This is a genomic window from Demequina sp. (assembly GCF_016278765.1).
Lineage (GTDB): Bacteria > Actinomycetota > Actinomycetes > Actinomycetales > Demequinaceae > Demequina.
On the sequence record NZ_JADQBE010000008.1, the window covers coordinates 1 to 24,545 of the forward strand.

At 66.7% G+C, this 24,545-nt stretch carries 21 protein-coding genes and 2 tRNA genes; 15 read left to right on the plus strand and 8 right to left on the minus strand.

Features of this window, described 5'->3' with window-relative positions; genetic code table 11:
- The first annotated feature begins 164 nt into the window (after window positions 1-164).
- A complete protein-coding gene (gene pepN / locus QZZ29_RS01130; protein WP_291380735.1) occupies window positions 165-2,744 on the plus strand; it encodes an aminopeptidase N in 2,580 nt (859 codons plus the stop codon).
- 30 nt (window positions 2,745-2,774) lie between these two features.
- Here the strand turns inward: pepN and malQ are convergent, their stop codons facing one another.
- Entirely contained in the window at window positions 2,775-4,916 is a 2,142-nt protein-coding gene (malQ, locus tag QZZ29_RS01135; protein ID WP_291380736.1) for a 4-alpha-glucanotransferase, read from the minus strand.
- A 57-nt stretch (window positions 4,917-4,973) separates the two neighbouring features.
- Between malQ and QZZ29_RS01140 the strand changes: the two genes are divergently transcribed.
- From QZZ29_RS01140 to QZZ29_RS01180, 9 genes are all read left to right on the plus strand, one after another.
- A complete protein-coding gene (locus QZZ29_RS01140; RefSeq protein WP_291380737.1) occupies window positions 4,974-6,056 on the plus strand; it encodes a mechanosensitive ion channel family protein in 1,083 nt (360 codons plus the stop codon).
- A 38-nt stretch (window positions 6,057-6,094) separates the two neighbouring features.
- Window positions 6,095-6,592: a globin gene (locus QZZ29_RS01145; protein WP_291380866.1), complete on the plus strand. Its 498-nt coding sequence runs from the start codon at window positions 6,095-6,097 to the stop codon at window positions 6,590-6,592.
- 96 nt (window positions 6,593-6,688) lie between these two features.
- Window positions 6,689-6,913, plus strand: coding sequence for a hypothetical protein (locus QZZ29_RS01150; RefSeq protein WP_291380738.1), 225 nt, complete (start codon window positions 6,689-6,691; stop codon window positions 6,911-6,913).
- Window positions 6,914-7,137: 224 nt separating this feature from the next.
- Window positions 7,138-8,022: an acyl-CoA thioesterase domain-containing protein gene (locus QZZ29_RS01155; RefSeq protein WP_291380739.1), complete on the plus strand. Its 885-nt coding sequence runs from the start codon at window positions 7,138-7,140 to the stop codon at window positions 8,020-8,022.
- A 268-nt stretch (window positions 8,023-8,290) separates the two neighbouring features.
- Complete coding sequence (locus QZZ29_RS01160; RefSeq protein ID WP_291380740.1) at window positions 8,291-9,586, plus strand: glycine betaine/L-proline ABC transporter ATP-binding protein; 1,296 nt, start codon at window positions 8,291-8,293, stop codon at window positions 9,584-9,586.
- The gene (locus tag QZZ29_RS01165) at window positions 9,583-10,542 is read left to right on the plus strand and encodes an ABC transporter permease subunit (protein WP_291380867.1); all 960 of its coding nucleotides are present in this window, start codon (window positions 9,583-9,585) and stop codon (window positions 10,540-10,542) included. Before QZZ29_RS01160 ends, QZZ29_RS01165 begins: the two co-directional genes overlap by 4 nt.
- Window positions 10,543-10,665: 123 nt before the next feature.
- Window positions 10,666-11,580 carry a glycine betaine ABC transporter substrate-binding protein gene (locus tag QZZ29_RS01170; protein ID WP_291380741.1) on the plus strand — a complete coding sequence of 305 codons (915 nt, stop codon included), beginning with the start codon at window positions 10,666-10,668 and terminating at the stop codon, window positions 11,578-11,580.
- A gap of 203 nt (window positions 11,581-11,783) precedes the next feature.
- Window positions 11,784-13,358 carry a sodium-dependent transporter gene (locus tag QZZ29_RS01175; RefSeq protein ID WP_291380742.1) on the plus strand — a complete coding sequence of 525 codons (1,575 nt, stop codon included), beginning with the start codon at window positions 11,784-11,786 and terminating at the stop codon, window positions 13,356-13,358.
- Window position 13,359: 1 nt separating this feature from the next.
- Complete coding sequence (locus QZZ29_RS01180) at window positions 13,360-13,527, plus strand: methionine/alanine import family NSS transporter small subunit (RefSeq protein WP_291380743.1); 168 nt, start codon at window positions 13,360-13,362, stop codon at window positions 13,525-13,527.
- A 28-nt stretch (window positions 13,528-13,555) separates the two neighbouring features.
- Here the strand turns inward: QZZ29_RS01180 and ettA are convergent, their stop codons facing one another.
- The 4 genes from ettA to QZZ29_RS01200 all read right to left on the minus strand — a co-directional run bounded on the left by ettA (window position 13,556) and on the right by QZZ29_RS01200 (window position 18,916).
- Window positions 13,556-15,238, minus strand: coding sequence for an energy-dependent translational throttle protein EttA (gene ettA, locus QZZ29_RS01185; RefSeq protein ID WP_291380744.1), 1,683 nt, complete (start codon window positions 15,236-15,238; stop codon window positions 13,556-13,558).
- Between the two features lie 141 nt (window positions 15,239-15,379).
- On the minus strand, window positions 15,380-15,856 hold the full coding sequence (locus QZZ29_RS01190) for a single-stranded DNA-binding protein (protein WP_291380745.1): 477 nt from the start codon (window positions 15,854-15,856) through the stop codon (window positions 15,380-15,382).
- A 172-nt stretch (window positions 15,857-16,028) separates the two neighbouring features.
- Window positions 16,029-17,336: a GTPase gene (locus QZZ29_RS01195; RefSeq protein WP_291380746.1), complete on the minus strand. Its 1,308-nt coding sequence runs from the start codon at window positions 17,334-17,336 to the stop codon at window positions 16,029-16,031.
- Window positions 17,333-18,916 carry a hypothetical protein gene (locus QZZ29_RS01200; protein WP_291380747.1) on the minus strand — a complete coding sequence of 528 codons (1,584 nt, stop codon included), beginning with the start codon at window positions 18,914-18,916 and terminating at the stop codon, window positions 17,333-17,335. The genes QZZ29_RS01195 and QZZ29_RS01200 overlap by 4 nt, the downstream gene beginning before the upstream one ends.
- A gap of 103 nt (window positions 18,917-19,019) precedes the next feature.
- Between QZZ29_RS01200 and QZZ29_RS01205 the strand changes: the two genes are divergently transcribed.
- Window positions 19,020-19,093: transfer RNA gene (locus tag QZZ29_RS01205), tRNA-Arg, on the plus strand.
- 30 nt (window positions 19,094-19,123) lie between these two features.
- Here the strand turns inward: QZZ29_RS01205 and QZZ29_RS01210 are convergent.
- Both QZZ29_RS01210 and QZZ29_RS01215 read right to left on the minus strand, forming a co-directional pair.
- Window positions 19,124-20,047 carry a diguanylate cyclase gene (locus tag QZZ29_RS01210; RefSeq protein WP_291380748.1) on the minus strand — a complete coding sequence of 308 codons (924 nt, stop codon included), beginning with the start codon at window positions 20,045-20,047 and terminating at the stop codon, window positions 19,124-19,126.
- 253 nt (window positions 20,048-20,300) lie between these two features.
- Window positions 20,301-20,705 carry a hypothetical protein gene (locus tag QZZ29_RS01215; RefSeq protein WP_291380749.1) on the minus strand — a complete coding sequence of 135 codons (405 nt, stop codon included), beginning with the start codon at window positions 20,703-20,705 and terminating at the stop codon, window positions 20,301-20,303.
- A gap of 225 nt (window positions 20,706-20,930) precedes the next feature.
- Here QZZ29_RS01215 and QZZ29_RS01220 point away from each other — a divergent pair, with 225 nt between their 5' ends.
- The 4 genes from QZZ29_RS01220 (at window position 20,931) to QZZ29_RS01235 (ending at window position 23,760) form a co-directional block, all read left to right on the plus strand.
- Window positions 20,931-22,004 (plus strand): NADH:flavin oxidoreductase/NADH oxidase, encoded by a 1,074-nt coding sequence (locus tag QZZ29_RS01220; RefSeq protein ID WP_291380750.1) that lies wholly within the window; start codon window positions 20,931-20,933, stop codon window positions 22,002-22,004.
- A gap of 60 nt (window positions 22,005-22,064) precedes the next feature.
- Window positions 22,065-22,679: an oligoribonuclease gene (gene orn / locus QZZ29_RS01225; RefSeq protein ID WP_291380752.1), complete on the plus strand. Its 615-nt coding sequence runs from the start codon at window positions 22,065-22,067 to the stop codon at window positions 22,677-22,679.
- A gap of 76 nt (window positions 22,680-22,755) precedes the next feature.
- A tRNA-His gene (locus tag QZZ29_RS01230) sits at window positions 22,756-22,828 on the plus strand.
- Window positions 22,829-22,950: 122 nt separating this feature from the next.
- Complete coding sequence (locus tag QZZ29_RS01235) at window positions 22,951-23,760, plus strand: DUF4126 domain-containing protein (RefSeq protein WP_291380754.1); 810 nt, start codon at window positions 22,951-22,953, stop codon at window positions 23,758-23,760.
- Between the two features lies 1 nt (window position 23,761).
- On the opposite strand, the gene QZZ29_RS01240 is transcribed toward QZZ29_RS01235, so the two are convergent.
- Window positions 23,762-24,505, minus strand: a complete 744-nt coding sequence (locus QZZ29_RS01240) for an ATP-binding cassette domain-containing protein (RefSeq protein WP_366478809.1) — start codon at window positions 24,503-24,505, stop codon at window positions 23,762-23,764.
- Between the last annotated feature and the right edge of the window lie 40 nt (window positions 24,506-24,545).

Consider the following 24,545-nt stretch of genomic DNA (forward strand, 5'->3'; position numbering starts at 1 on the left):
GTGAGGCACGCACCCAACTTTCGCGAGCATCTTGACATGAGGCACTACGCGTGGCGCGCTCGCTCGGCCCGCCGCGTCCCCCCCCTTGTCTACAGTTCCGCCTCACGGGCAGTGGCCGCGCCCGCGTCGGTCGGCCTGGTCGAGTAGGTGGCAGACTCGTCCTCATGCCAGGTATGAACCTCACCAAGAGCGAAGCGGCCGACCGCGCCGCGCTGATCCCGTCCGCCACCTACGACATCTCGTGGGACTTCACGGGTCCGGGCGATACCTACCGCAACCGCACCGTCGTCACCTTCGATGCGCCGGCAGGTGCGAGCACCTTCCTGGACTGCATCGGCGCCACGGTCACGAGCATCACCCTCAACGGCACGGCGCTTGCTCCCGCGACGTACGCCGCGGATGGCCGCGTCGAACTATCGAGCCTGGCAGAACACAACATTGTCGCCGTCGAAGCCGACTTCGCGTACCGCACCGACGGCCAGGGCATCCACCGCTTTATCGACCCCGAGGATGGCGAGGTCTACCTCTACAGCCAATACGCGGCGGCCGACGCGCATAGCACCTTCCCGTGCTTTGACCAGCCCGACATCAAGGCGACGTTTGCCATCGAGGTGCTCGCGCCGGCCCACTGGGTGGTGGTATCGAACTCCCCCACCCCCGAGCCGACGCCCGTGCCCGGGGCCACCACGAGCATCGGCGAGGGCGGGGTGAACCGCTGGACCTTCGCTCCCACCGTGCCGCTGCCCACCTACGTGGCCGCCGTGGTGGCCGGGCCCTACGCATGGGCCGAGGGCAGCCTCCGCACCCGCAGGGGTCCGCTCAAGGCCCGGGTCTATGGCCGCAAGAACCTGGCCGCCCACCTGGATGCCGAGGAGATGATCGGCACGGTTCAGGCCGGCATGACCCTGTACGAAAAGGTGTTCGACACCGAATTCCCGTACGACAAGTACGACCAGGTGTTCGTTCCGGAATACAACCTGGGGGCCATGGAGAACGTGGGCTGCGTGACGTTCTCAGAGGACCACCTGCTGTTCCGTTCGCGGCCCTCCGATGCCGCGCGTGAGCGCCGCCTCAATGTGGTGCTGCACGAACTCAGCCACATGTGGTTCGGGAACCTGGTGACGATGCGCTGGTGGGACGACCTGTGGCTCAACGAGTCGTTCGCCGAATTTGTGGGCACATGGGCCACCGAGCAGGTCACGCCTTGGAAGGATGCGTGGGTGACGTTCGGCGCGAGCCGCAAGTCCAACGCCTACGTGCAGGACCAGCTGCCTACGACCCACGCGATCGTCACCGAGATTCCCGATCTCGAGGCGACCGTCAGCGCGTTCGACATGATCACCTACGCCAAGGGCGCCTCCGCACTCAAGCAGCTGGCCGCACACGTGGGTGAAGACGCGTTCTTTGCCGGCGTGGCCGCCTACCTCAAGCGTCATGCCTTTGGCAATGCCACCTTGGCCGAGTTCCTGGCCGAGGTCGAGACGGCCGCCATGACGCCACTGGACGGCTGGGCTCGCGCCTGGCTCGAGACCCCGGGCGCCACCACCCTGCGCCCGGTCATCGAGACGGACGACGCTGGCGTCGTCACGTCCTTTGCGGTCGCCGAGGATGTGCCGGACGCCCACCCCGTGCACCGCCCGCACCGCGTCACCATCGCTGGCTACGCGCACGTGGGTGACAAGTTCGAGCGCGCGTGGAGCGTGGTCGCTTCGCTCGCCGGCGCGGTGACGGAGGTTCCCGACGTCATCGGCACACCGCGCCCCGACCTGCTACTGGTCAACGACGCCGACCGCACCTATGCCAAGGCTCACCTGGACATCGTGTCCCTCGCCACCGTGGCCGCCCACGTGGGCGACTTGAGGCATCCGATGGCGCAGGCCTCGGTGCTCGACGCCCTCTGGCACATGTGCCGCGACGCCGCGTTGCCCGCGCGGCACTACATTGACGCCGTGCTGGCCGCGCTACCGGTCATCGCCAACTCCGAGGTCGCCGAGGCTCACGCGCGCACCATGGTGATCGCCCTGACTCGCTACGTACCCCCGGCCCAGGCGGCGGCGGCGACCGAGGCCGCCGCGGAAAGCCTGTGGGCGACGGCGGACGCGGCCGCGTCCGGAAGCGACCTGCAGTTGCAGGCGCTTAAGGCGTACGCCCGGCTGGCGACCACCCCTGCCCAGGCGGCACGCCTGGGCGCGCTGCTCGACGGTTCGGATACCTTGCCTGGGGTGGAGGTCGATACCGATCTTGCGTGGGACCTGCTCGCGGGGATGGCGGCGTGCGGCGTGGCTGGCGCCGCCGAGATCGAGCAGCGGCTAGCGCTCGACCCGGGCGCGATCGGGCGGCGTCGCGCCGCCGGTACCAGAGCCGTCATCGCGACGCCGGAGGCCAAGCGTGCCGCATGGGATGCCCTCGCACACCCAGCCGACGAGCCCGCGCCCAACGCCGTGCAATACGAGACTGCCCTGGGTCTTTCCCGCGCGACGGACCCCGCATTGTTGGCGCCTCTGGCGCCGACGCTGCTGGCCGAGTTGCGCGACTACTACGAAGCCAACGAGGGATGGGTGGGTGCGCGCGTGGCCCGCTACGTGTTCCCCACCTGGGCGGTCGGCCGAATTCCCACCCTGGAATCGGACATCGAGCGGTGGTTGGCAAACAACTCGGACGCTCCCTCAGTCTTGGTCAAGATCGTGGTTGAGGGCCTTGATGAGGTGCAGCGAGCGCTGGCTGCACAGGCCGCGAGCGCGTAAGACTCGGGAGTCGGCGGGTCGCTCGGCCCTCTAGGCTCGCGCCGCGCGAATGGCCCCCACGAGCCGCCGCATGCGCGGGTGGTCGAACAGATCGTCAAGCAACACGGGCACTCCGTTGCGATCCGTGAGCGGAATCCTCCAGTTGGGGTACTCCTCGAAGGTGCCGGGCACGTTTTGCGCACGCAGGTCCCCCACGGCGTCGGTGATGGCAACGCCCGTGAGAATGGCGGGCGAGGCGAGCACCATCCGATGCACCCCCACGATGAGGTCCTCTTCTTCGTAGTCCTCGATCACCCAGTCGCGCTCTCGCAACAGCGCGACAAGCTTTCGCAACTCCTCGGCCGCCTGCGCCGCGGCAGACGCTGGGTCGTCTATGAGGCCCAGTTCCGCACGCAGATCCACCTGAGTGCCCGCGAACATCATGGCGGTGGTGGGAAGGTCATGAGTGGTGACGGTGGCCAGAGCATCGGCCCGGTAGTGCTCGGGAGGTGTGAACCCTCCGTCGTGCGTGCGCTCGAACCACAGCACCGACGTGCCGAGCACTCCGCGCGAACTGAGATAGTCGCGCACCCACGGCTCCACGGTGCCAAGATCCTCGCCGATGACGATCGCGCCCGCACGGTGCGCTTCCAAGATGAGAATCCCGATGAGCGCCTCGTGATCAAACTGCACGTAGGATCCATCGCCAGCTCCGTGGCCCAACGGGATCCACCACTGGCGAAAGAGCCCCAAGATGTGATCGACGCGCACGGCACCCGAATGTCTGACGGCCGCTCGGACCACATCGCGGAATGGCACGTACGCGGCGGCCTCGAGCGCCCGTGGTTGCCACGGCGGCTGCGACCAGTCCTGCCCTTGAGGGCTGAAGCCGTCCGGCGGCGCTCCCACACTCATGCCCTTGGCGAGCACGCGGTGAAGGCTCCACGCGTCGGCCCCTGACGGGTGCACGCCCACCGCCAAGTCGGTGATGACGCCGATGCTCATGCCGGCGTTGCGAGCCGTCGATTGCGCGTGCGCGGCCTGTTCGTCAGCGATCCACTGCATCCACGCGTGGAACAGCACCCGGTCCGAGTGCCGGTCCCGCCACGCGGCAACGGCGGCGGACGACGCCGTCGCGAGTTCGTCGGGCCAGGGTTTGCCCTGGTATTCCTCGGAGATCGCCGCCCAGGTGGCGTAATCCTCAAGGACCTTGCCCTCGCGCACGCAAAACGCCCCGAACTGCGCCTCCCTGCCGGGGGAACGTGGCGCCTCAAAGATGTGCTCGAGCGCCTCCACCTTGGCGCTCCACACGTCGTCGCGATCCAGTAGCTCGTCGGTGCCGTTGTTGCGGCTGGGGCGCTCCGACTCCCACTCGATGACCGCGCGCTGCTGAGACGGCACATACGCCACTTCAGGAATGTCCTCGACGCGGATGTACATGGGGGCGATGAACCGCCGGGAGGAGGGCAGATACGGCGAGGGGCTGAGCGGCGACACGGCCTCGTTGGCGTGCAGCGGGTTGATGAGCACAAAGTCTGCTCCGGCGCGGATCTTGGCCAGGGAACACAGGTCGGCGAGGTCGCCGAGGTCGCCGATGCCCCAGGAGCGCCTGGACCTGAGCGAATACAGCTGGGTCATGAGGCCCCACGGACGGCGGGCGGCCAACGCGGGAGGCACCTCGAGGCGTTCGGGCGTCACCACCACGTAGCCGCGGCCGCGGCGCCCCGGGAACACCGCCTCGACCACATGCCACCCGAGCGGCAGATCGTCGGGGATCCGAAACGTCGCCCGACCTACCGCGACGGAGCCGACGCCGTGCGGCTCCACCACCTTGTCGACCTGTTCGAGCGGTCGCTCGATGCCGTCCTCGGTGCGCAGCAGCGCCGTCACGGTCGCGCCGTGCGGCAGGTGCACCGGAATCTCGCGCGACTGGCCCTCCCGAAGCACCGTGACCGGCGGCACGATGCGCGTCCACACGTAGTCCTTGAGCTGCTCAAGCGACGTGCGGCAGGCGTCGTCGTCACGGGCGTCGATGCCCATCGCGGCCAGGATGGCCACCAGCGCGCCACGCGACGAGGTCTGGTGCGTTCCGTCGATCAGGTGGACGTCCGTAGCCACGCCGCACGCTCGGGCAAGGGTCGCCAACGCCGGTGATGGCCGCCCGTCGTGCACTTCGTCACTCACGGTCCTCATCCTGCCAGGTTTGGGAAGCATTGCGGGAGGCCTCGCCGGGGCCATTACTCTGGAACGATGCACGTCTTCAACAATGCGCTTATTTCGTCCACCTCCACCGCCGATACCACCTCGAGCGACGCGCCGCCGTGGAACGCGTGGATCGCTTCGGGATTGCCCGACGCTCCCGTGTGGGTGCAGGACTTGGTGGCCTCCGCCATTGGTGTGGGTTTCATCCTGCTGGGTGCCACGGTGGTGTGGATTCTCGGACGCGTCGCGGTCCGGGCGGTCACCCATAGCATCGAGACCGGGCTTCCGTTCCGCAGCAGGGCCCGTCAGGCGCTCGAACTCGCACGCGTGGAATTGGACCCCGTCGATCCTCAAGAGGTCGAGCTCGAGGCGCTGCGTCGACGTCAGCGCGCCGGCACCATTCGCACGGTGCTGAACTCGGCACTGGCCGTCGTTCTCATCGCCGTGACTGTCGTCATGATTCTGCAATTGGCGGGCCTTCCCGTGGCGCCTCTGCTCGCGTCAGCCGGGATCGTGGGCGTGGCATTCGGCTTCGGCGCCCAGTCGCTCGTCAAAGACCTGCTCGCGGGCCTGTTCATGCTGATCGAGGACCAGTACGGCGTCGGCGACGTCGTCGACCTCGGCGAGGCGTCCGGATTGGTGGAAGAGGTGGGCCTGCGCTCCACGCGTTTGCGCTCCTTGGACGGCACCGTCTGGTACGTCCCAAACGGAGAGATCCGCCGTGTAGGAAACATGACGAGGCTGTGGTCGCGGGTCTTCATTGAGGTGCGACTGAGTTACGACACCGATCTCGAGGTGGCGCGCCAAGCCATGCTGGATGCGGTGACCGCCGCTCGCGAGGCCGACGAGGACGTCGACCAGGCCATCCTGTCGGAGCCCGAGGTTCCCGGCATCGAGTCGTTTGACTACTACAGCGTCGCGATCCGCCTCATGATCCAGGTGGCACCCATCAAGCAGTGGGACATCATGCGCAAGGTGCGCCTCGAGATGCGGCGCATCTTCGACGAGCGCGGAATCCGCATGGCCGTTCCGGACCAGACGCTGCTCGTGGACCGTGACACCACGACCCCACCCAAGCGCGTACCCAAGCGCCCCGCCAAGCGTGCGGCAGCGTCGGAAGACGAGACGTGAGTTCGCCCACCCCCGACGGCGCAGAGCCGACACCCGGCATGAGCGTCGGTGCCGGTCCCGTCCAGCATCCGGGCCAAACCTTCTTCGACGCGGTGGGCGGACACGAGACATTCGTGCGCATCGTGCGACGCTTCTACGAGGGCGTGCGCACCGATGAAGTCCTGTCGCCCATGTACCCGGCACACGACATGGACGGTGCCGCCGAGCGACTCACCCTGTTCCTTGAGCAGTATTGGGGAGGGCCGACCACCTACTCGGACCAACGCGGCCACCCCCGCCTGAGAATGCGCCACCAGCCGTTCCACGTGAACCCCGAGGCGCGAGACCACTGGATGACTCACATGCGGGTCGCGGTGGAAGAGGCGGGGCTGGCGCCACTGCACCAAGCCACCCTGCTCGACTATCTTGAGCGCGCCGCTCACTCGATGATCAACACGTTCGAGGACACCGCACGCCCCAGTCAGCCGCTCCCCGCCCCGGCTCGAACGATCCGCGCACAAAACCCGCGACCAGGTCGCCATGAGCACGGCACCTGACATCAACGTGATCCCCAGTGCCTCATCCCCTGCGCTCTCATAGCCCGAGCCCCCAGGCAGCACCACCACCAGCGCAATCGCGACGCCAATCGCCGTGTGGACCGTGACACTCACCACCCTTCCGCGGCAGCCGACAAGGTGGTCCACCCACCAGTAGATCAGCCCCGCGAAACCGAAGCTGGCGGCGAGCATCGCCGCCGTCCCCACGATCGCCACGAGGCCTTCCCCACCATCGTCGACGCCGTAGAAGAACATCGCGTCGCTGAACACCGCGATGACTCCCAGGACGGCCAGGGTTGCGCCCACAATGACCGCACGTAGCGCCGTCACGCCGCGCTTGCGGCGCCAACCTGCGACGCCCGTCACGTGCCCGTTAGCTTCTCCCATGAGCGCTCTCGCGGTTGCCCTACAGCAACGATACGTGCGTCCTCGTCACCGCGCGCGGCGCGGCTAGGCTCGCGGTGTGGCTACTGCACCGCGCTTGGCACGCTCACCCACCGCGTCACCACACCACAGCATCACAGAGCCAAAGCAAAGGAGACAGCATGGAGCATGTGGACGACACCTGGGGGGACGCTGCGGTGGCTGCAGGGCTGGGCTCACTGGATCTGCGCCGATTGGGCGACACCACCTTTGAGGGCGACTCGTTGCCGATGCCGGGAGGGCGCGTGTTTGGCGGCCAGGCGCTTGCTCAAGCCGTGCTCGCGGCGGGCCACACCGTGGACGAGTCCCGCGTGGCGCACTCCATGCACGGGTACTTCCTGCGGCCGGGCGACGCGAGTCGCCCCATCCGCTTTGAGGTCGAGGAACTGCGAGACGGGAGGTCATTCTCTGCGCGCCGGACCCACGCCTTCCAAGACGAGAAGCCGATCCTGTCGATGATCGCGTCCTTCCAGGAGACTCAAGATGGCCCGGAACACTCCGTGCGTATGCCGGAGGTGCCGCCGCCGGATGCGCTGGCGTCCGTCATCGATGTATTCAGCCCCTTCGCCGGGCACCCCACCGCGGACTTCTGGCTCAACTCGGCGCCCTTCGACGTCCGGCACGTTGAGGGTTCGATCTTCATGGAGCCCGACAAGGCGCCCAAGCAGTACCAGACCGCATGGATGCGCGTGCGCCGCGCCCTCGACGTGAGCGACCTGATGCACCGTGCGCTGCTCGCCTTCGGCTCCGACCAGGTGATCCTTGAGCCAGCCCTGCGACGCCACGGAGCCTCATGGACGACACCTGGGATGGCGTTCGCGAGCCTGGACCACGCCTTGTGGTGGCACCGCCCCGCCCGCGCCGACGAATGGCTCCTGTTTGTGCAGGACGCGCCGACCGCGCAAAGCGGCAGAGGAATGTGCGGTTCCTGGGTGTTCAGCGAAGACGGAAGGCTGGTCGCATCCGTCGCTCAAGAGGGCATGCTACGCATGCCGGAAGGCCACTGACTGGCACTTCTACCAGGCATATTTGGTTCTGCCGTCGCATGACGCTACCTTGGTAGGGCCACCCTGTTGATGCGCACCGCGTTTCCGAGGTGGCGAAGACAAGCCCAGGTCGCTGTGCGTCGCCTTGTTGCGATTGCGTTGAAACCTGGCCACGCATGCCCCGCCATCGGGGCTGCGGGTCCGTGACTGCCGTCCGACGGCTGCGAGTCCCTCGTGGTCAGGAGCGACCGCAACCGGAGTGCCCCCGGGCTGCTCACCTGAGGATCACGTGACTGACACCATTGCGTTGAAGGCCCACAGCCTGTACAAAGTCTTCGGCAAACACCCCGAGTCGGCCGTGCAGAAATTGCAGGCGGGCGACTCCCGAGACTCGCTCGGCAGCGGCACGACCGCTGCCGTGATCGACGCCTCGTTTGAGGTGGCACGCGGCGAGATCTTTGTGGTGATGGGACTTTCCGGATCCGGAAAGTCCACCCTGATCCGCATGCTCAACGGCCTTCACGAGGTGACCGCCGGAACCGTCGAAGTCGCTGGCGAGAGCGTCACCGGCACCTCGGCAAAGCTACTGCGCAATCTCCGTCGCAAGCGCATGTCGATGGTCTTCCAGCACTTCGCACTGCTCCCGCACCGCACCGTGCTCGACAACGTCGCGTACGGCCTGGAGATTCAGGGCGTACCCCGTGATCAACGCGAGGCGAAGGCCCGCGAGGTGACCCAGGTGGTCGGATTGGGCGGCTGGGAAGACAAGCACCCGAGCGAACTTTCCGGCGGCATGCAGCAGCGCGTGGGCTTGGCCCGTGCACTCGCGGCCGACACCGAGGTGCTGCTCATGGACGAGGCGTTCTCCGCGCTCGACCCCCTCATCCGCCGCGAGATGCAAGAGCAGCTGCTCGAACTGCAGTCCACGCTCGGCAAGACGATCATCTTCATCACCCACGATCTCAACGAGGCGATGTTCCTCGGTGACCGGATCGCCGTGATGCGTGACGGGCGCATTGTCCAGATCGGAACTCCCGAGGAGATCCTCACCAACCCTGCGAACGACTACGTCGAACAGTTTGTGCAGGATGTGGACCGCACCCGCGTGCTTACGGCCGAGTCGGTGATGCGCAAGCCGCGCGCCGTGGTCCACCTGAATGAAGGCCCGCACGGCGCGCTCAAGGCCATGCGCGACGAGCAGTTGAGCGGCGTGTACGTGGTGAACCGCGACCGCACACTCGTGGGCTGGGTCACTGACCGCGATTGCCTCGATCTGGTGCGCAAGGGCGAAAAGGGGCTCAAGAGCATCGTGCGCGCCGACCATGGCGCCGTTCCGAATGACACCGCGCTCTCTGAACTGTTCATCCCGTCGCTGGAATACGCGCTGCCGCTGGGAGTCGTGGACGGCAAGAGCCGCCTCATTGGCGTCATTCCGCGAGTCACGTTGCTGGCCACCCTCGGAGGTGAACCGGAGGCGGCCGCGCAAGCGAGCCCCGACCTGGACCCCATACCGACCGACGTGGTTGATGAGGCCCTGAATGCCGCCGTCAACTCGGGTTCCCTCAAGATCGGGGAGGTCAACTGATGGACTTCCGCATTCACTTTGGAGAATGGATCGAGTCCGGTCTGAACTGGGTGTCCACCAATCTTGACTGGTTCTTCACCTTGATGAGAAGCGTCTACCTCGGCATGTACGACTCGGTGAACTGGGTGTTCAATACTCCGCCGGTGGCAGCCGTCATCATTGTGGTCGCCATCGCAGCACTGCTGGCACGCGGGTGGAAGTTTGGACTTGGCACCGCAGCCGGGCTGTTGTTCATCCTCGGCGTCGACCAGTGGGAGAACGCCATGGACTCGCTGTCCCTCGTGCTGGTATCCGCGTTCCTCGCCATCATCATCTCGATCCCGATCGGCATCTGGGCGGCCCGCAACGCGGTGGTGTCGGCCATCGTCAAGCCGATCATGGACTTTCTCCAGACGATGCCCGCGCTGGTGTACCTGATTCCCGCCATCGCGCTGTTCCGCATTGGCGTGGCGCCCGGCATCTTCGCGACCGTCCTGTTCGCTCTGGCTCCCGGGGTCCGACTCACCGAATTGGGTATCCGCGGCGTGGACCACGAAGTGGTCGAGGCCGGACATGCATTCGGTGCGAGCCCGGGCCGCATCTTGCGCCAGATCCAGTTGCCCCTCGCGATGCCCTCGATCATGGCCGGCATCAACCAGATCATCATGCTGTCGCTGTCCATGGTCGTGATCGCTGGCTTCGTCGGCGCAGGCGGCCTTGGTGGCGAAGTGACCAAGGCACTGTCCGCCCTTGACAAGCCGCTCGGCTTCGATGCCGGGATGGCCGTGGTGATCCTCGCGATCATCCTGGACCGCTTCACCGGCGCGTTTGGCAACAAACGTGCGAAGTCGCTCATGAGTGGACTGGCCGACCGCCTTCCAAGCGGCGGGAGCGACGACGACGCTCGCGACACCACGGACGGCGAAGACATGGACCAGATGGTGGACGAGAACCGCGCCACCAGGGCCGCTCCGTAACCCCCAACCCCATAGACCTCGCGGCGACCACACACGGGTGGCCGCGCGCATCGGCCAGGAAGTTCTTTGGCACCCGATGCTCAAGACGCGGAGAAACTCTCCCCGTCAAGAAAGGAAACACATATGAAGATGCGCTCTACCGCGCTCCTCGCCACGGCCGCTGCCGCAAGCCTTGTGCTTGCCGGTTGCTCGTCGTCGCCCGAGGCCGACCCGACCACGTCCGCTACTGGCGGCGGGGACGCTCCCGCTGCGGGCGGCGACATCACGATGGCTGTGTTCAACGGCTGGGACGAGTCGCTTGCCACGTCGCTGCTGTGGCAGAACATTCTCGACAGCAAGGGTTACAACGTCACGCTCGAGTATGCAGACCCCGCCCCCGTGTTCCAGGCAGTCGCCGATGGCGACTACGACCTGGTGACCGATGTGTGGTCGCCCACCACGCACGCCTCCTACCTCGAAGAGTACGGCGACAACATCACCAAGGTCGGCGCCTGGTTTGACAACGCCGCACTGACGGTCGTCGTGAACGCCGACGCCCCGGTTGACTCGCTCGCCGACCTGGCCGATAACGCGGACGCCTTTGGCAACCGTATCGTCGGCATCGAGCCCGGCGCCGGTCTGACCGCCGCAATGCAGGACAGCGTCATTCCGACCTATGGTCTGGGCGACATGGACTTCATCACGTCGTCGACCCCGGCCATGCTGGCGGAACTGGACACCGCGATGGCGAACGGCGAGAACATTGCCGTCACGCTGTGGGAGCCCCACTGGGTCTACGGCGCCTATGACGTCAAGAACCTCGAGGACCCCGAGAGCACCCTTGGCGTCGCCGAGCAGCTGGTCACCTATTCGCGCACCGGCTTTGGCGATGACTTCCCCGAGGTCAACACCTGGCTGGCGAACTTCAAGATGGACGGCGCACTGCTGGCCGACTTGGAGAACAAGCTCCGGGCCGCCGACAGCGAGTCCGCTTACGAGGGCATCGTCAACGACTGGGTCGCCGCCAACCAGGAGTGGGTGGACTCGCTCACCGCGTAGTCTCTCCCTCCCCATACGGCACAGCGCCTGTGAAGAACGCAGCGCCGGTCACCTTCGGGTGGCCGGCGCTGTTTCGTTGATAAGCGCTGAATCGGCGACAAGCGCTGAGTCGTCCGTGGCCGCCGAGTAGCATGTGGGCGTTGAGTCCTCCGTGAGGCACGGCGCGCACTGCTAGTGTGGCGGCGAAATCGCGAGGGAGTGACATGTCTGCACCCAACGAGGAGTCCACCGGTGCGCCGCGCGAGCAGTTCTCCGGGCAGACGGGCTTCATCCTGTCCGCAATCGGCTCGGCCGTGGGCCTGGGCAACATCTGGCGCTTCCCAGGGGTGGCCTACGAGAACGGCGGCGGCGCCTTCCTGATCCCCTATCTCGTGGCGCTTGTCACCGCAGGAATTCCGATCCTCTTTCTGGACTACGCGATCGGCCACCGGTTTCGCGGTTCCGCCCCCACTGCGTTGCGTCGCCTGGGAGGGCGTTGGGGCCGCTGGACCGAGTCACTCGGCTGGTTCCAGGTCTCCATCTCCTTTGTGATTGCCCTGTACTACACGGCCATCATCGGATGGGCGCTCAGCTACTTCGTCTTCTCCTTCGACCTGCGCTGGGGTGACGACCCCGCTGGCTTCCTCCTGAGCGACTACCTCGAGGCGTCCAACGAGGTGGCGCTCACCAGTGACATCGTCGCTTCCGTTGCCGTTCCCCTCGCACTGGTGTGGATTGCCGCGATCGTGGTGCTCACGCTCGGAGTCAGCCGTGGGCTGGAACGGGTCAACATCATCGTGATGCCGCTACTCGCCGTGACGTTCGGCGCCGTGGTGGTGCGTGCGCTGTTCCTCGACGGCGCTGCCGAGGGCCTCAACGCCTTCTTCACCCCCGACTGGGGCGCGCTGTCGGACCCCAACGTGTGGATCGCCGCGTACGGCCAGATCTTCTTCTCGCTGTCGATCGCGTTTGGCATCATGATTACGTACGCCTCCTACCGTCGCCGCCGTTCCAACCTCACCGGCCCTGGCCTGGTGGTGGCGTTGGCCAACTCTTCGTTCGAACTGCTGGCTGGCGTCGGCGTGTTCGCGACTCTCGGCTTCTTTGCCTTCCAACAGAGAATCCCGGTGGCTGAACTCGAGACCATCTCGGGCATCGGGCTTTCGTTCATCACGTTCCCCGCGATCCTGTCGCAGATGCCGGGCGGTGCCGCCGTTGGGGCCCTGTTCTTCGGCACTCTCACGCTGGCGGGCTTCACCTCGCTGCTGTCGATCCTGCAGGTGACGTCGGCCGCCGTGCAAGAGAAGTTTGGGCTCACGCCACGCTCGGGTGCGATGGCGATTGGAACTGTCTCGGCGCTGCTGTCATTCGCGCTCTTTTCCACGACGTCGGGCCTGTACGCGCTGGACACGGCGGACCATTGGACCAACAACATCGGAGTCGTCGCCTCGGCCGTGGTCATGTCGGTGCTCACCGTGTGGGTGCTGCGCCGCGGGCCAGAACTGTTGCACCACCTCAACGCGGTGTCGACCGTGAAACTCGGTCGGGTGTGGCTTGCGCTGGTCGGCGTCGTGGTTCCGGCCGTGCTCGGGTACATGCTGGTGCGCGGCATCGTGACGGTGGCGACCGAAGGCTACGAAGGCTACCCCACCGGGTTCCTGCTGGTGATGGGCTGGGGCACGCTCATCGCGATGGGCGTGATCGCCGCAGTGGCGACGGCACTTCCGTGGCGCCGCAATGGGCACGACGTCCAGCCGTGGCCGCCCTACCCGACGGTCGCCGCAACGGAGGAGAACTGACATGACCGCCACCGCGATCACACTCTTCGTAGTGTCGGCCCTGCTGGTGTGGGGCGGACTCATCGTCGCCACGATTCACCTGATCCGGCACCCGGAGGTCGCCGCCTACCCCTCCGGGGGCGAGGACGACGACCGCCCCGAACATGCGGTCATCGTCCACGACACCTGATCGACCTTCGCGCCGAAGGCGCTCCGTGCTAGTCGCGCGTGAGCTTGCGGTACGTGACGCGGTGAGGACGTGCGGCGTCAGCGCCAAGGCGGGACACCTTGTTCTCCTCGTACGAGGCGAAGTTCCCCTCGAACCAATACCACGCCGCCGGGTCCTCATCGGTACCTTCGTACGCGAGAATGTGCGTGACGACGCGGTCGAGGAACCACCGGTCGTGCGAGACCACCACGGCGCAGCCTGGGAACTCAAGGAGCGCGTTCTCCAACGACCCGAGCGTCTCCACGTCGAGGTCGTTGGTGGGCTCGTCGAGCAGCAGCACGTTGCCGCCCTCCTTGAGGGTGAGCGCCAGGTTGAGGCGGTTCCGCTCGCCGCCCGACAGCACGCCCGCGGGCTTCTGCTGGTCCGGACCCTTGAAGCCGAACGCACCCACATACGCGCGCGACGGCATCTCGACATGGCCCACCTTGATGTAGTCCAGGCCGTCGGAGACGACCTCCCACAGCGTCTTGGTGGGGTCAATGCCTCCGCGCCCCTGGTCGACATACGAAACCTTGACGGTCTCTCCGATTTTGAGTTCCCCCTCATCGAGCGGCTCGAGACCCACGATCGTCTTGAACAGCGTGGTCTTGCCGACGCCGTTGGGGCCAATCACGCCGACGATGCCGTTGCGCGGCAGCGTGAACGAGAGTCCATCGATGAGGGTGCGGTCGCCGAAGCCCTTCTTGATGTTCTTTGCCTCGAGCACCACATTGCCCAGCCGGGGCCCCGGGGGAATCTGGATCTCTTCGAAGTCGAGCTTCTTGGTCCGGTCCGCCTCGGCGGCCATCTCCTCGTAGCGCGTGAGCCTGGCCTTTGACTTGGTCTGGCGACCCTTCGCGTTGGAACGCACCCACTCGAGTTCATCCTTGAGGCGCTTCTGGAGCTTCTGGTCCTTCTTGCCCTGCACCGCCAGGCGCGCGGATTTCTTTTCGAGGTACGTCGAGTAATTGCCTTCGTACGGATAGGCGCGACCTCGGTCGAGTTCGAGAATCCACTCGGCGACGTTGTCGAGGAAGTACCTATCGTGAGTCACGGCGAGGACTGCGCCGGAGTACTTGGCGAGGTGTTGCTCAAGCCAGAGCACCGACTCGGCGTCGAGGTGGTTTGTGGGCTCGTCGAGCAGCAACAGGTCGGGCTTCTGAAGCAGCAGCTTGCACAGGGCCACGCGGCGTCGCTCACCGCCGGACAAGTGGGTCACCGGAGAGTCGGCCGGAGGGCACCGCAGCGCGTCCATGGCCTGCTCGAGTTGGGCGTCGAGGTCCCACGCGTCCGCGTGGTCCAGTTCCTCCTGCAGGGTGCCCATCTCCGCAAGCAGTGTGTCGTAGTCGGCGTCGGGGCTGGCCATCTCTTCGGAGATGGCGTTGAAACGCAAGAGCTTGGCCATCGTCTCTCCGGCGCCCTCTTGCACGTTGCCCAGCACGGTCTTGTCTTCGTTGAGCTCGGGCTCCTGCATGAGGATGCCGACGGTGTACCCGTCGCTCAGCCGCGCCTCACCATTGGAAGCCTGCTCGAGGCCCGCCATGATCTTGAGGACCGTCGACTTACCGGCACCGTTCGGGCCCACCACGCCGATCTTGGCGCCCGGCAAGAATGAGAGCGTGACGTCATCGAGGATGACCTTGTCGCCGTGCGCCTTGCGCGCCTTGTACATGGTGTAGATGAACTCAGCCACTACCGCTCCGAATGTTGTAGACGAGGCAACTCGGGGTCGCCAGAACCGGGTACAAGCCTACGCGGTCCATGAGTGGAGCAATCCAGCCGACACCTGCGGCGGGGCGGTCGACGGGTCGGCGCCCCGCCCGGGGTGCAGCGCCTAAGCCGCGACCCCCACCTCGTCCGGCTCGTCCGCAACGTCGATCTCGCCGTCGGTTTCCGCATCGCCTTCCCCGCCTGCCGTCACGCGCGAGCGCGGGTCCTCCAGCGAGGCGTCGCCGGTGGCGCGCGTAAACTTCGCGACGCCGCGCGTCAGGTCATGTCCCAAGCTGGTGGCGTCGATGATGAGGTCGGTGCGCGGCCCCGAGTCCGATTCCCACTCATGGGTACGGAATCGGCCCTGCACCACCACGGGCTGCCCCTTCTCGATCGAGTCCTTCACCGTGATCGACGGCCCCCGAAATACGCGCACCGTGAACCACTCCGTGTGACCGTCCACCCATTCGCCCTTGTCACGGTCCAGGTAGCGACTCGTGGAAGCCAACCGGAAGCTCGTCAGGCGGGTGCCCGTCGGGCCCACCACGTGCCGTGGCTCGGTGGCGACCCAGCCGGCCACCGTCATCGTGAGATCGTTCATTGCATCCTCCTCGCTTGCGTTGCCGCAGTCGCGGCGTCCGTCCACTGTGGATGCGAACCCGGATCGGTGCGGTCGCCACGTGTCCCGGCGGTGGAGGCGAGCCGTGGCAGCAGCCTGGGCACGACGCGTCGCTGCGTGCGGTGGGACCGCCGCGTGCCGATGCTGAGTGGGGCTACGACAGTTCGGTGAGTTCGTCGAGGTTGCGATAGGCCTGATGAATCAGGTCGGTCGGATCGACCACGTGTGGCACCACAGCCGACATGATGGCCTCGCGCCCCAGGGTGCGCACCACGCGGCCCGCCGCCCGACCGTTCGACGCGCGCGACGCCAGCCCTCGCAGGCCCTTCGGCGACACGACGGGCGGCCAGGTCACGGCGTTCAGGGATCTTTCGATCTCCTCCGCGAGCACGGCAGCCGGGACCACGGCGTCGTCCATCACGATCCGCCATGCGAGCGGCAGGCCGACCGTGGCCGCGTCAATCCACTCGAGGCGCACTTGTTCGATGGCGGCCAGGGACGCGCCCAACGAGTCCGGAACGGTCGCCGACCTGCCGGCCGCGACCGCGGCCGCGGCGTCGGCCCTTGCCTCGACTCCCGTGGCCCGCGCGCACGCCGCCACGAGTCCGTCGACATCGGGCAGCTCGGGGTCCGCGTCACGCGCAAGGCCCCCCTCCAGAGCCCGGCCCGCAGCCACCAGGTCCGCACGGACGGCCTCGGCAGCCACGGAGCGGGTCGCCGCAGCACCCGCAATCTCGCCACGCAAGGCACGGACGCCTTTGCCCGTCCGGGCGCTCACGCGCATCACGGGAGCGTCATCGATTCCCTCTTCTATGACCAGACGCGCAAGGTCTTTGGACACCGTCGCAGCGTCCGCTTCGCTCAGCCTGTCGACGTGGTTGAGCACAATCAGCGACGGCTGCCCGTGATCCGAAGCCACCTTGAGGTATGCGGAATGCAGGGCGTGGTCGGCGTACTTCTGCGGGTCCACCACCCACACGATCAGGTCCGCAAGCGGCACTACCCGGTCAACGGTGTCACGATTGGCCAGGTCTATTGAGTCGTGGTCGGGCAGGTCAAGAAGCACCACGCCGTCCATCTCCGCTCCGCCGTCAAAGATCAGTCGCCGGTCGGCGTCCACACCCAACCACGCGAGCAGTTCCTCCGCGTCCCCCCAGACGGCCGCTGATACCTCGGCGGTGGTGGGCCGCGCCACCCCCACGACCGCAAAGTCGGTGCCTACGACCGCATTGAACAGGCTCGACTTTCCGGAGCCCGTACCACCGGCGAGGGCGACTATCGTGTGATCCACGCCCAACGCGAGCCGCTCGTCGCACCGCTTGATGGTGCGCCACACCTCATCGCGCACATCGGCATCGATGGCCTCCGCGGCCCATTCCATCGACGCCTTGAGCCGGTCTACTCGGGCCTGCAACTGCGTGGTCTCGGTGCGAGGCGGCAGTTCCTGGAACGTGGGGCTCACAGCAAGGCCCGCAATTCGGCGCGGCGCAATCGCACCTTGGACGACGCGTCCGTGCTGAGCGACGCAAGGTCGGTCGGCTTCATCATGTCCAGAGCCTCTTTGTTGATGACAAACCGGCGCGCCGTGGCAAGGGCTTCGCGCGCAGCAGCGATGGCCTCGGTAGAGGTGTCCTTGACGAGTACGGCCAGCACGGCACTCGCGGGCTCCACGCCCACTGCGGCCGATGCCAAGGTGGTGGCCAACCCCTGTCTGCCCACCACCGCGATGCCGCCGGCAGCGTGAGGCAGTTCGGCGGCCAGGTTCTCGCAGGAGTCGAGCCAGTTGCGTGCAGCGTCGGCGGCGCGACGCTCACGCACCACACGAGCATCGCGAGGGTCGCGTTGCTCGGCGAGCCAGGGACCCACACCCCCGTCTGCAGACTTCAGTGACGCCATCATGCGATCGGTCGCGGAGGCTGCCGCATGCGCCAGCGCCGCCTCGACCGCGGCAAGCAGGTCCGCGTGAATCTCCACCAACGTCGCGTCGCGAGCCTCGCGCGCGCTGCGCCGCTTCACCCACAAGCTGTTGCTGACCCGGAAGAGCGGCCCGCGCTCAGCGGTGGCCTGGCGCCAGCGCGCCTCGACGGGGCCCTTGCCGACGGCCTGATGCCAGTTCTCGCCGTCGCCCACCTCGGCCTTCGCCGCGCATCGGCGCACCTCGGCCCGCACTTCCTTTGCCGCGGCCGCCTGGTCGTCCATGTGCTCCGCCAGCTCCTCAAGCCACACCTTGAGTGACTCGATGCCGCCGTGAAGTGTGCGCTCGACGATGGTGTCGACGGACGCAGCGGCTACCGTGTCGAGCCATCTGCCGAGGCTTCCGACAACGTCGCGCGGGATGTCCGCCTCGACGTTCTCGGGGATGACAAAGAGCGGAAGGTTCGACAGTTCCTCGGTCGCGAGCCTCGCCACGAGTTCTCGCCTAATTTGGGCGGCAATGTCTGCCGTGACGCGGTTGAGGACGATCGCTACCGACGCGCCGCGGCCCGTGGCCCTGCGCAGCGCATTCCAGGGGACCGCGTCGCCGTAGCGAGCCGGCGTGGTCACGAACAGCCACAGATCCGAGGCCTCAAGAAGATCCTCGGCCACCTCCCGGTTCTCGCCGCGCACCGAGTCAAGGTCCGGGCTGTCGACAATCGCCAAGCCTCGGGGCACCGCTTCGGTGGCGTGAACCGAAGCACGCCGGGACACCTCGTCGAGCACGGACCCATCCACCGGGTGGTGGAACAGGTGCGGCACCTTGGTGGTGGGGCGGAGCACGCCCGACGCGGTCAGGGTCTCCCCCAGCAAGGCGTTGACGACGGTGGACTTGCCCGCGCCGGTGGGCCCGCCCACCACGACAATCGCGGGCGAGGCCTCCTCGCGGACGCGCGGAATCAAGTGGTGATCGAGTTGATCGACCATCTGCTCCATGAGGGCGTTCGCCTCGTGCTCGCGACCCGTGGGTAGCGGCATCTGCACATCGACGACCACACGGCGGGTGTCCGTCAGCGCATCGAGAAGTGCGCCTGGGTACGACCACGTCTTGATGGGTCTGAAGTCCATGTCGCTAGTCTGCCTCCTCACGCGTGTGGCAAGAGGCTACCGTGCCGTCGACTTCACACTTCCGCGCGCCGCTACCCTGGTACTGGCTCCTCGCGGGGCCTTGGCCCTCGTAGCTCAGCTGGATAGAGCACCGGACTTCTAATCCGATGGTCGCAGGTTCGAATCCTGCCGGGGGCACTGCTGCCGGGGGCACTGCCGGGGACACCGTCAGCGACGGCCGTCGTCCACCAACGCCCTGAGGTCTGGTGGAGAGAGGGCAAAAGTGTCTCGACCGCTTCGCTTTGCCTCGTAAAGAGCCCGGTCGGCCCGCAATACCAGGGTTTCGGGTGTGTCCGTCTCGCGGCTCAGGGTCGCGCCGACGGAGGCGGTGACGGGCACGCGTGAGTGTCCGTCCTTGATCCAGGACTTGTTGACGGCGATGCAGACCCTGGTGGCAAACGCCTCAAGAGCATCTTCCGACATGGGACCGGTGATGATGACGTACTCGTCGCCGCCGAATCGGGTGACGTCATCGCCGGTCCGCACCATCGTGCTGAGACTGCGAGCCACCACACCTAGAACGTCATCGCCGGTGGCATGACTGTGAGAATCATTGATGGTCTTGAAGTGGTCGAGGTCGACAACAAGGACGGCGAACTTGCCTTGGGGGCCTGCAACACTGAGGCGCTCGGCGAGGCGTTGATTCATGAAGCGACGGTTTCCCAGTCCCGTCAAGGGGTCCGTCATGGCGAGATTTTCGGTCTCCTCCAGCCTCTTCTCGCTCGCCGCCAAGGCAGAGTCATCGGCGAACGTCTCCACCGCCCCCACAACCTCGCCCGACTCATCCCTCAGGACTCCCGCGGTGACCCGCACCGGCACCAGGTGGCCGTCGCGATGATGCGCGTAGACACGCGCCGTTCGCGTCTGTCCGTCTTCCATGGTCGCCAGCAGTGGGCAGTGGGTGCCACACATGGGAGCGCCTGACTCGTCGATGTGGTTGAGCATGCCATCCCCACATCGCCGCCCCACGGCGCTTGCCGCGTCGTAGCCCGTGATGCGCTCGGCCGCGCCGTTCCACAAGGTAATGGTCCTGGTGCGGTCCACCACGTACATCCCGTCGGCCATCGCCTCGATCAATTTCGCATGATCCATCGCCGAACTCATGGCCCCGCCCACCTCCTGGACTGTGAACCCCCTGCGCCCGGCGCCGCGCCGGAACGCCTCACCTCTGTGTGCTGTCCACCTTCCCATCGGCCCCGGCACTCGAGCCACGTAGGACCTGAGTCCCGGTGTCGTCCCGGACCTAGCTGGATATCGGCACAACGAGGTAGCTCATCTGCGAGGCCGGGTCATCCGGAATCCGCCCGATGGTCACGCTGTCGTGGTCGCTCGTGTACGTCCAGTTCTAAATCCCGCCCACGGTGGAGTTGAGGGTCTCCTCGTACGCGGCGTCGGACGCAAAGTGCGCGGCGACGTCCTCGGCCACCGCGGGGTCGTCGATGTCGTAGTGCAACTGCGTGCCCTCGTCGATGGAGACGGCGGCCACCAGAGTTCCCTCGGGGAGCAGGAAATCGGAGGGAAAGCTGTCCGGGACGGCCACATCGTTGCCGATGTCGACGTTGACGTCGCCGTTCGAGCCATCGCTGGCCCCGTGTTCCACGGCCTTTTCGACGGCGTCCTCCGCAGCGTCGTCCACCGCGTTCTCTACGGCATCGTCCACCGGGTTCGAACCGCATCCGCTCAGGGAGAAGGCGGCCAGTACCGCCATCGTCCCCACCAGGGATGCCCTCACGGTGCGATGCGTTGCCATGTCTGCCGTCCTTGCGGTCAGCGAGAACCCACCGCCTCGGCAGGCATCTCCAGGCTTTCAAGCCTCGCGCGGATCGTCAAAGGGGCGGGCAGCGGGCCGGTGAGGGCCGGACCGATGCCTGTTCGCCTGATCGGATGCGTTGGATGGTGCCGACGTGGCCGAGGTCCTGCGACGGCTGGGACCAGTGGCGCGCGAGCACCCCGCCGAGTGCGCCAGGATGGACACATGGCTTCTGCACTGTTTTCCCCGCTCACCCTGCGCTCCATGACAGCCCGCAATCGCGTCTGGGTCAGCCCCATGTGCCAGTACTCGTGCGAGGGCCGGGACGGCGTCGTCACGGACTGGCACCTGGTGCACCTCGGCGCCTTCGCGCAAGGCGGAGCCGGCATCGTCATGGCGGAGGCCACCGCCGTGAGCCCCGAGGGCCGCATAACCCCGTGGTGCACCGGCATCTGGAACCGCGAACAGCGTGACGCGTGGACCCGCGTGACCGAGTTCATTCGGGGTCAAGGAGCAGTGCCCGCCATCCAGCTGCAGCACGCGGGCCGCAAGGCGTCCACGTATCGCGACTGGTCCGGCAAGGGCACCGTCCCCCTCAGCGACGGCGGGTGGCAAACCGTCGCGCCTTCGGCCATCGCCTTCCCGGGGTACGAAGCGCCCGTCGAACTCGACGCGCAAGGCATTGCCGACATCGTGGCCGACTTCGGAGCGGCAGCGCGCCGCGCGCTCGACGCCGGATTCGAGGTCCTGGAGATTCACGGGGCGCACGGTTACCTCATGCACCAGTTCCTGAGCCCGCTGAGCAACAAGCGCACGGACGAGTGGGGCGGGTCGCTGGAGAACCGCGCCCGCCTCCTGCTGGATGTGGTGCGGGAGGTGCGCCGAGTCGCGGGTGAAGACGTTCCCGTGTTCGTCCGCGTGAGTGCCACCGATTGGTGTGAACCTGAAGGCTGGACGCTCGACGAGACCGTGACGGTCGCGGGGTGGTTGCGTCAGGCCGGAGCGGACGTGGTCGACACCTCCACCGGCGGCAACATCACGGGTGTGAAGATCCCCAGTGGGCCCGGCTATCAGGTTGCTCACGCGACGGCGATCAAGAACGGCTCCGGCATCATCACCACCGCAGTGGGCCAGATCACCAACGCCGAGCAGGCCGAGGAGATCGTGGCCGAGGGCAAGGCCGACGCGGTGTTCGTGGCGCGCCAGTTCCTGCGCGAGCCACACTTGCCGCAGCGGTGGGCCGCCGAGTTGGGCGCCGACGCCACCTACCCGCCCCAGTACACGCGCGGCCGCTGGTAGCGCACGAACCACGCCGCGTCGGCGCCGACGACGTCACATGTTGCCTCTACAGTAAGAGCCATGCCCGATGCACCCTTGGTCTGGATCGACTGCGAAATGACAGGACTCGACCTCACCACCGACGCCCTCATCGAAGTTGCGTGCATCGTGACGGATGCGGACCTTCATCCCCTTGGCGAGGGCGTGTCCGTCGTCATCAAGCCGCCCAAAGATGCCGTGGAGGTCATGACCGACTTTGTGCGCCAGATGCACGTCAAGTCCGGGCTCCTGCCCGAGCTTGACGGCGGCCTGACAATGGAGGACGCCCAGCAACTGCTGATCGACTACATCTCTGCGCAGGTCAAGGGGTCCCGCCCGCCTCTCGCTGGTAACACCGTGGGCATGGACAAGGCGTTCCTCGACCGCGACATGCCGGAGCTGATGGATCTGCTGCACTACCGCGTCGTGGACGTCAGTTCCATCAAGGAACTCGTGCGTCGCTGGTACCCGCGGGTGTTCTTCAACTCGCCCGAGAAGACCGGCGGGCACCGCGCGCTCGGCGACATTGCAGACTCCATTCAAGAGCTGCGGTATTACCGGGAAGCGATCTTTGCCCCGCAGCCCGGGCCGGACTCGGATACCGCGAAGGCGGCGGCCGCCGCCGTGACCGAGGCACACCCCGACCCGTCGGCATAGGAACCGGGGTGCAGGCGGGCGCGTGCACGACGACGCGCGCCTCGCGGTACACTTTTCGCTGGCCCTCGGGCCGATGGTGGCTATAGCTCAGTTGGTAGAGCACCGCGTTGTGGTCGCGGGGGCCGCGGGTTCAAGTCCCGTTAGCCACCCCCTGCGAAGGCCCTCGGCAACAGTGTCGGGGGCCTTCGTCCGTCTTCGAGCCTCACGCTTGGCGGTGCTGAACAGGCTATCGTGAGGGCGTGATTCACGTACGTACACCCGGGAGGACCGAGTGATCGCCGCACTGACCGGCGTGGGCTTGTCCGCTGCAGCGGGACTCAATGCGTTCATCCCCTTGGTGTTGGTAGGCATCTTTGCCCGCTTCACCACCTTCATTGAGCTCCCCGAGAACCTCATGTGGTTGCAGGAGTGGCCCACGATCATCATCGCGCTGCTGTTGCTCGCGTCGGAGTTGGTGCTGGACAAGATCCCGGGCGTCGACCACGTGAACGACCTCATCCAGACCGCGGTGCGCCCGCTCGTCGGCGGAGTGATCTTCGCCGCGAGCGCCTCGGCTGCGGAGTTGGACGCGGGCCAGTTCTGGACCGACAACCCGATGATCGCTGGCATCGTCGGAGCCGTGATTGCGCTGGTGGTGCACACCGGCAAGGCCACGTCGCGACCGGCAGTCAACGCCTCCACCGGAGGCACGGGTGCGCCCGTGGCCTCCTTCGCGGAGGATGCCACGTCGGTGGCCCTGAGCCTGCTCGCCATCTTCGCGCCCCTGCTCGTCATCGTGGTGATCCTCGGGCTCGGCGTGGCGTTCTACTACATCATCACGTCGGGCCAGCGCAGGCGACGCAGGCGGGAAATCCTGCAGGCGCAAGAGCGACTTGAGCGAGTCGCGGCGCACGAACGAGGCGAGAAGGTCGCGTGGTGGCGGGCATCGTGGCGAGACCGGCTCGAGCGGGTCAACGAACATCGTTCCGCCCTGGCGCCGAACCTACGCTCGAAGACACCGAGCCTGCGCTCGAAAGGGTCCCGCTCGGTGAAGACTGACGCGTCGCCCGATGCCGAGCAGCACGAGGACAAACCCGAGTAGGTCAGTCTCCGAAATCGGCCACAAAGTCCGCGACAAAGTCGTTGGCAGGCGACTGGGTCACGCCCTCTGGGGTGTCCAGTTGCTCGACCACGGCGCCCTTGGACAACACGGCAATCCGGTCCGCGAGCAGCACGGCCTCCCTGATGTCGTGCGTCACCATGATGACGGTGGTGCCGAGATTGCGTTGCAGAGCCGCGAACTCCTTCTGGAGCCGCCTGCGGCCCTGGGGGTCCACCGCACCGAACGGCTCGTCCATGAGCAACACGGGCGGCTCCGTGGCGAGGGCCCTCGCGACGCCCACGCGTTGCCTCTCGCCGCCCGACAGCTCGTGCGGGTAGCGGTCCGCATAGGTGTCCGGGTCGAGTCCCACGAGCGTGAGCAGCTCCTGCACCCGCTGTGCGGTGCGGTCCCTCTCCCATCCCACCAGCCCGGGCACCGTGGCGACATTCTGCTGGACCGTGCGGTGAGGGAAAAGTCCCACGTGCTGGATCACGTAGCCGATGCCGCGTCGTAGCTGAACGGGGTTCTGGGACATGACATCGGTCCCACCCACCGAAATCACCCCCGCTGTGGGCTCCACCAGTCGGTTCACCATTCTCAGTGTCGTGGACTTGCCGCAGCCGGAGGGTCCCACCAGCGCGAGCACCTCGGAGCCGCGCACCTCGAGGCTGAGGCTTTCCACCGCGTGCGTGCCGTCGGGATACGACTTACGCACGCTGTCAAAGACGATGTCGGTGCCGACCATGCGAATTACCGTACAGGGCAGGCAAGTCGCCTCGGCGACT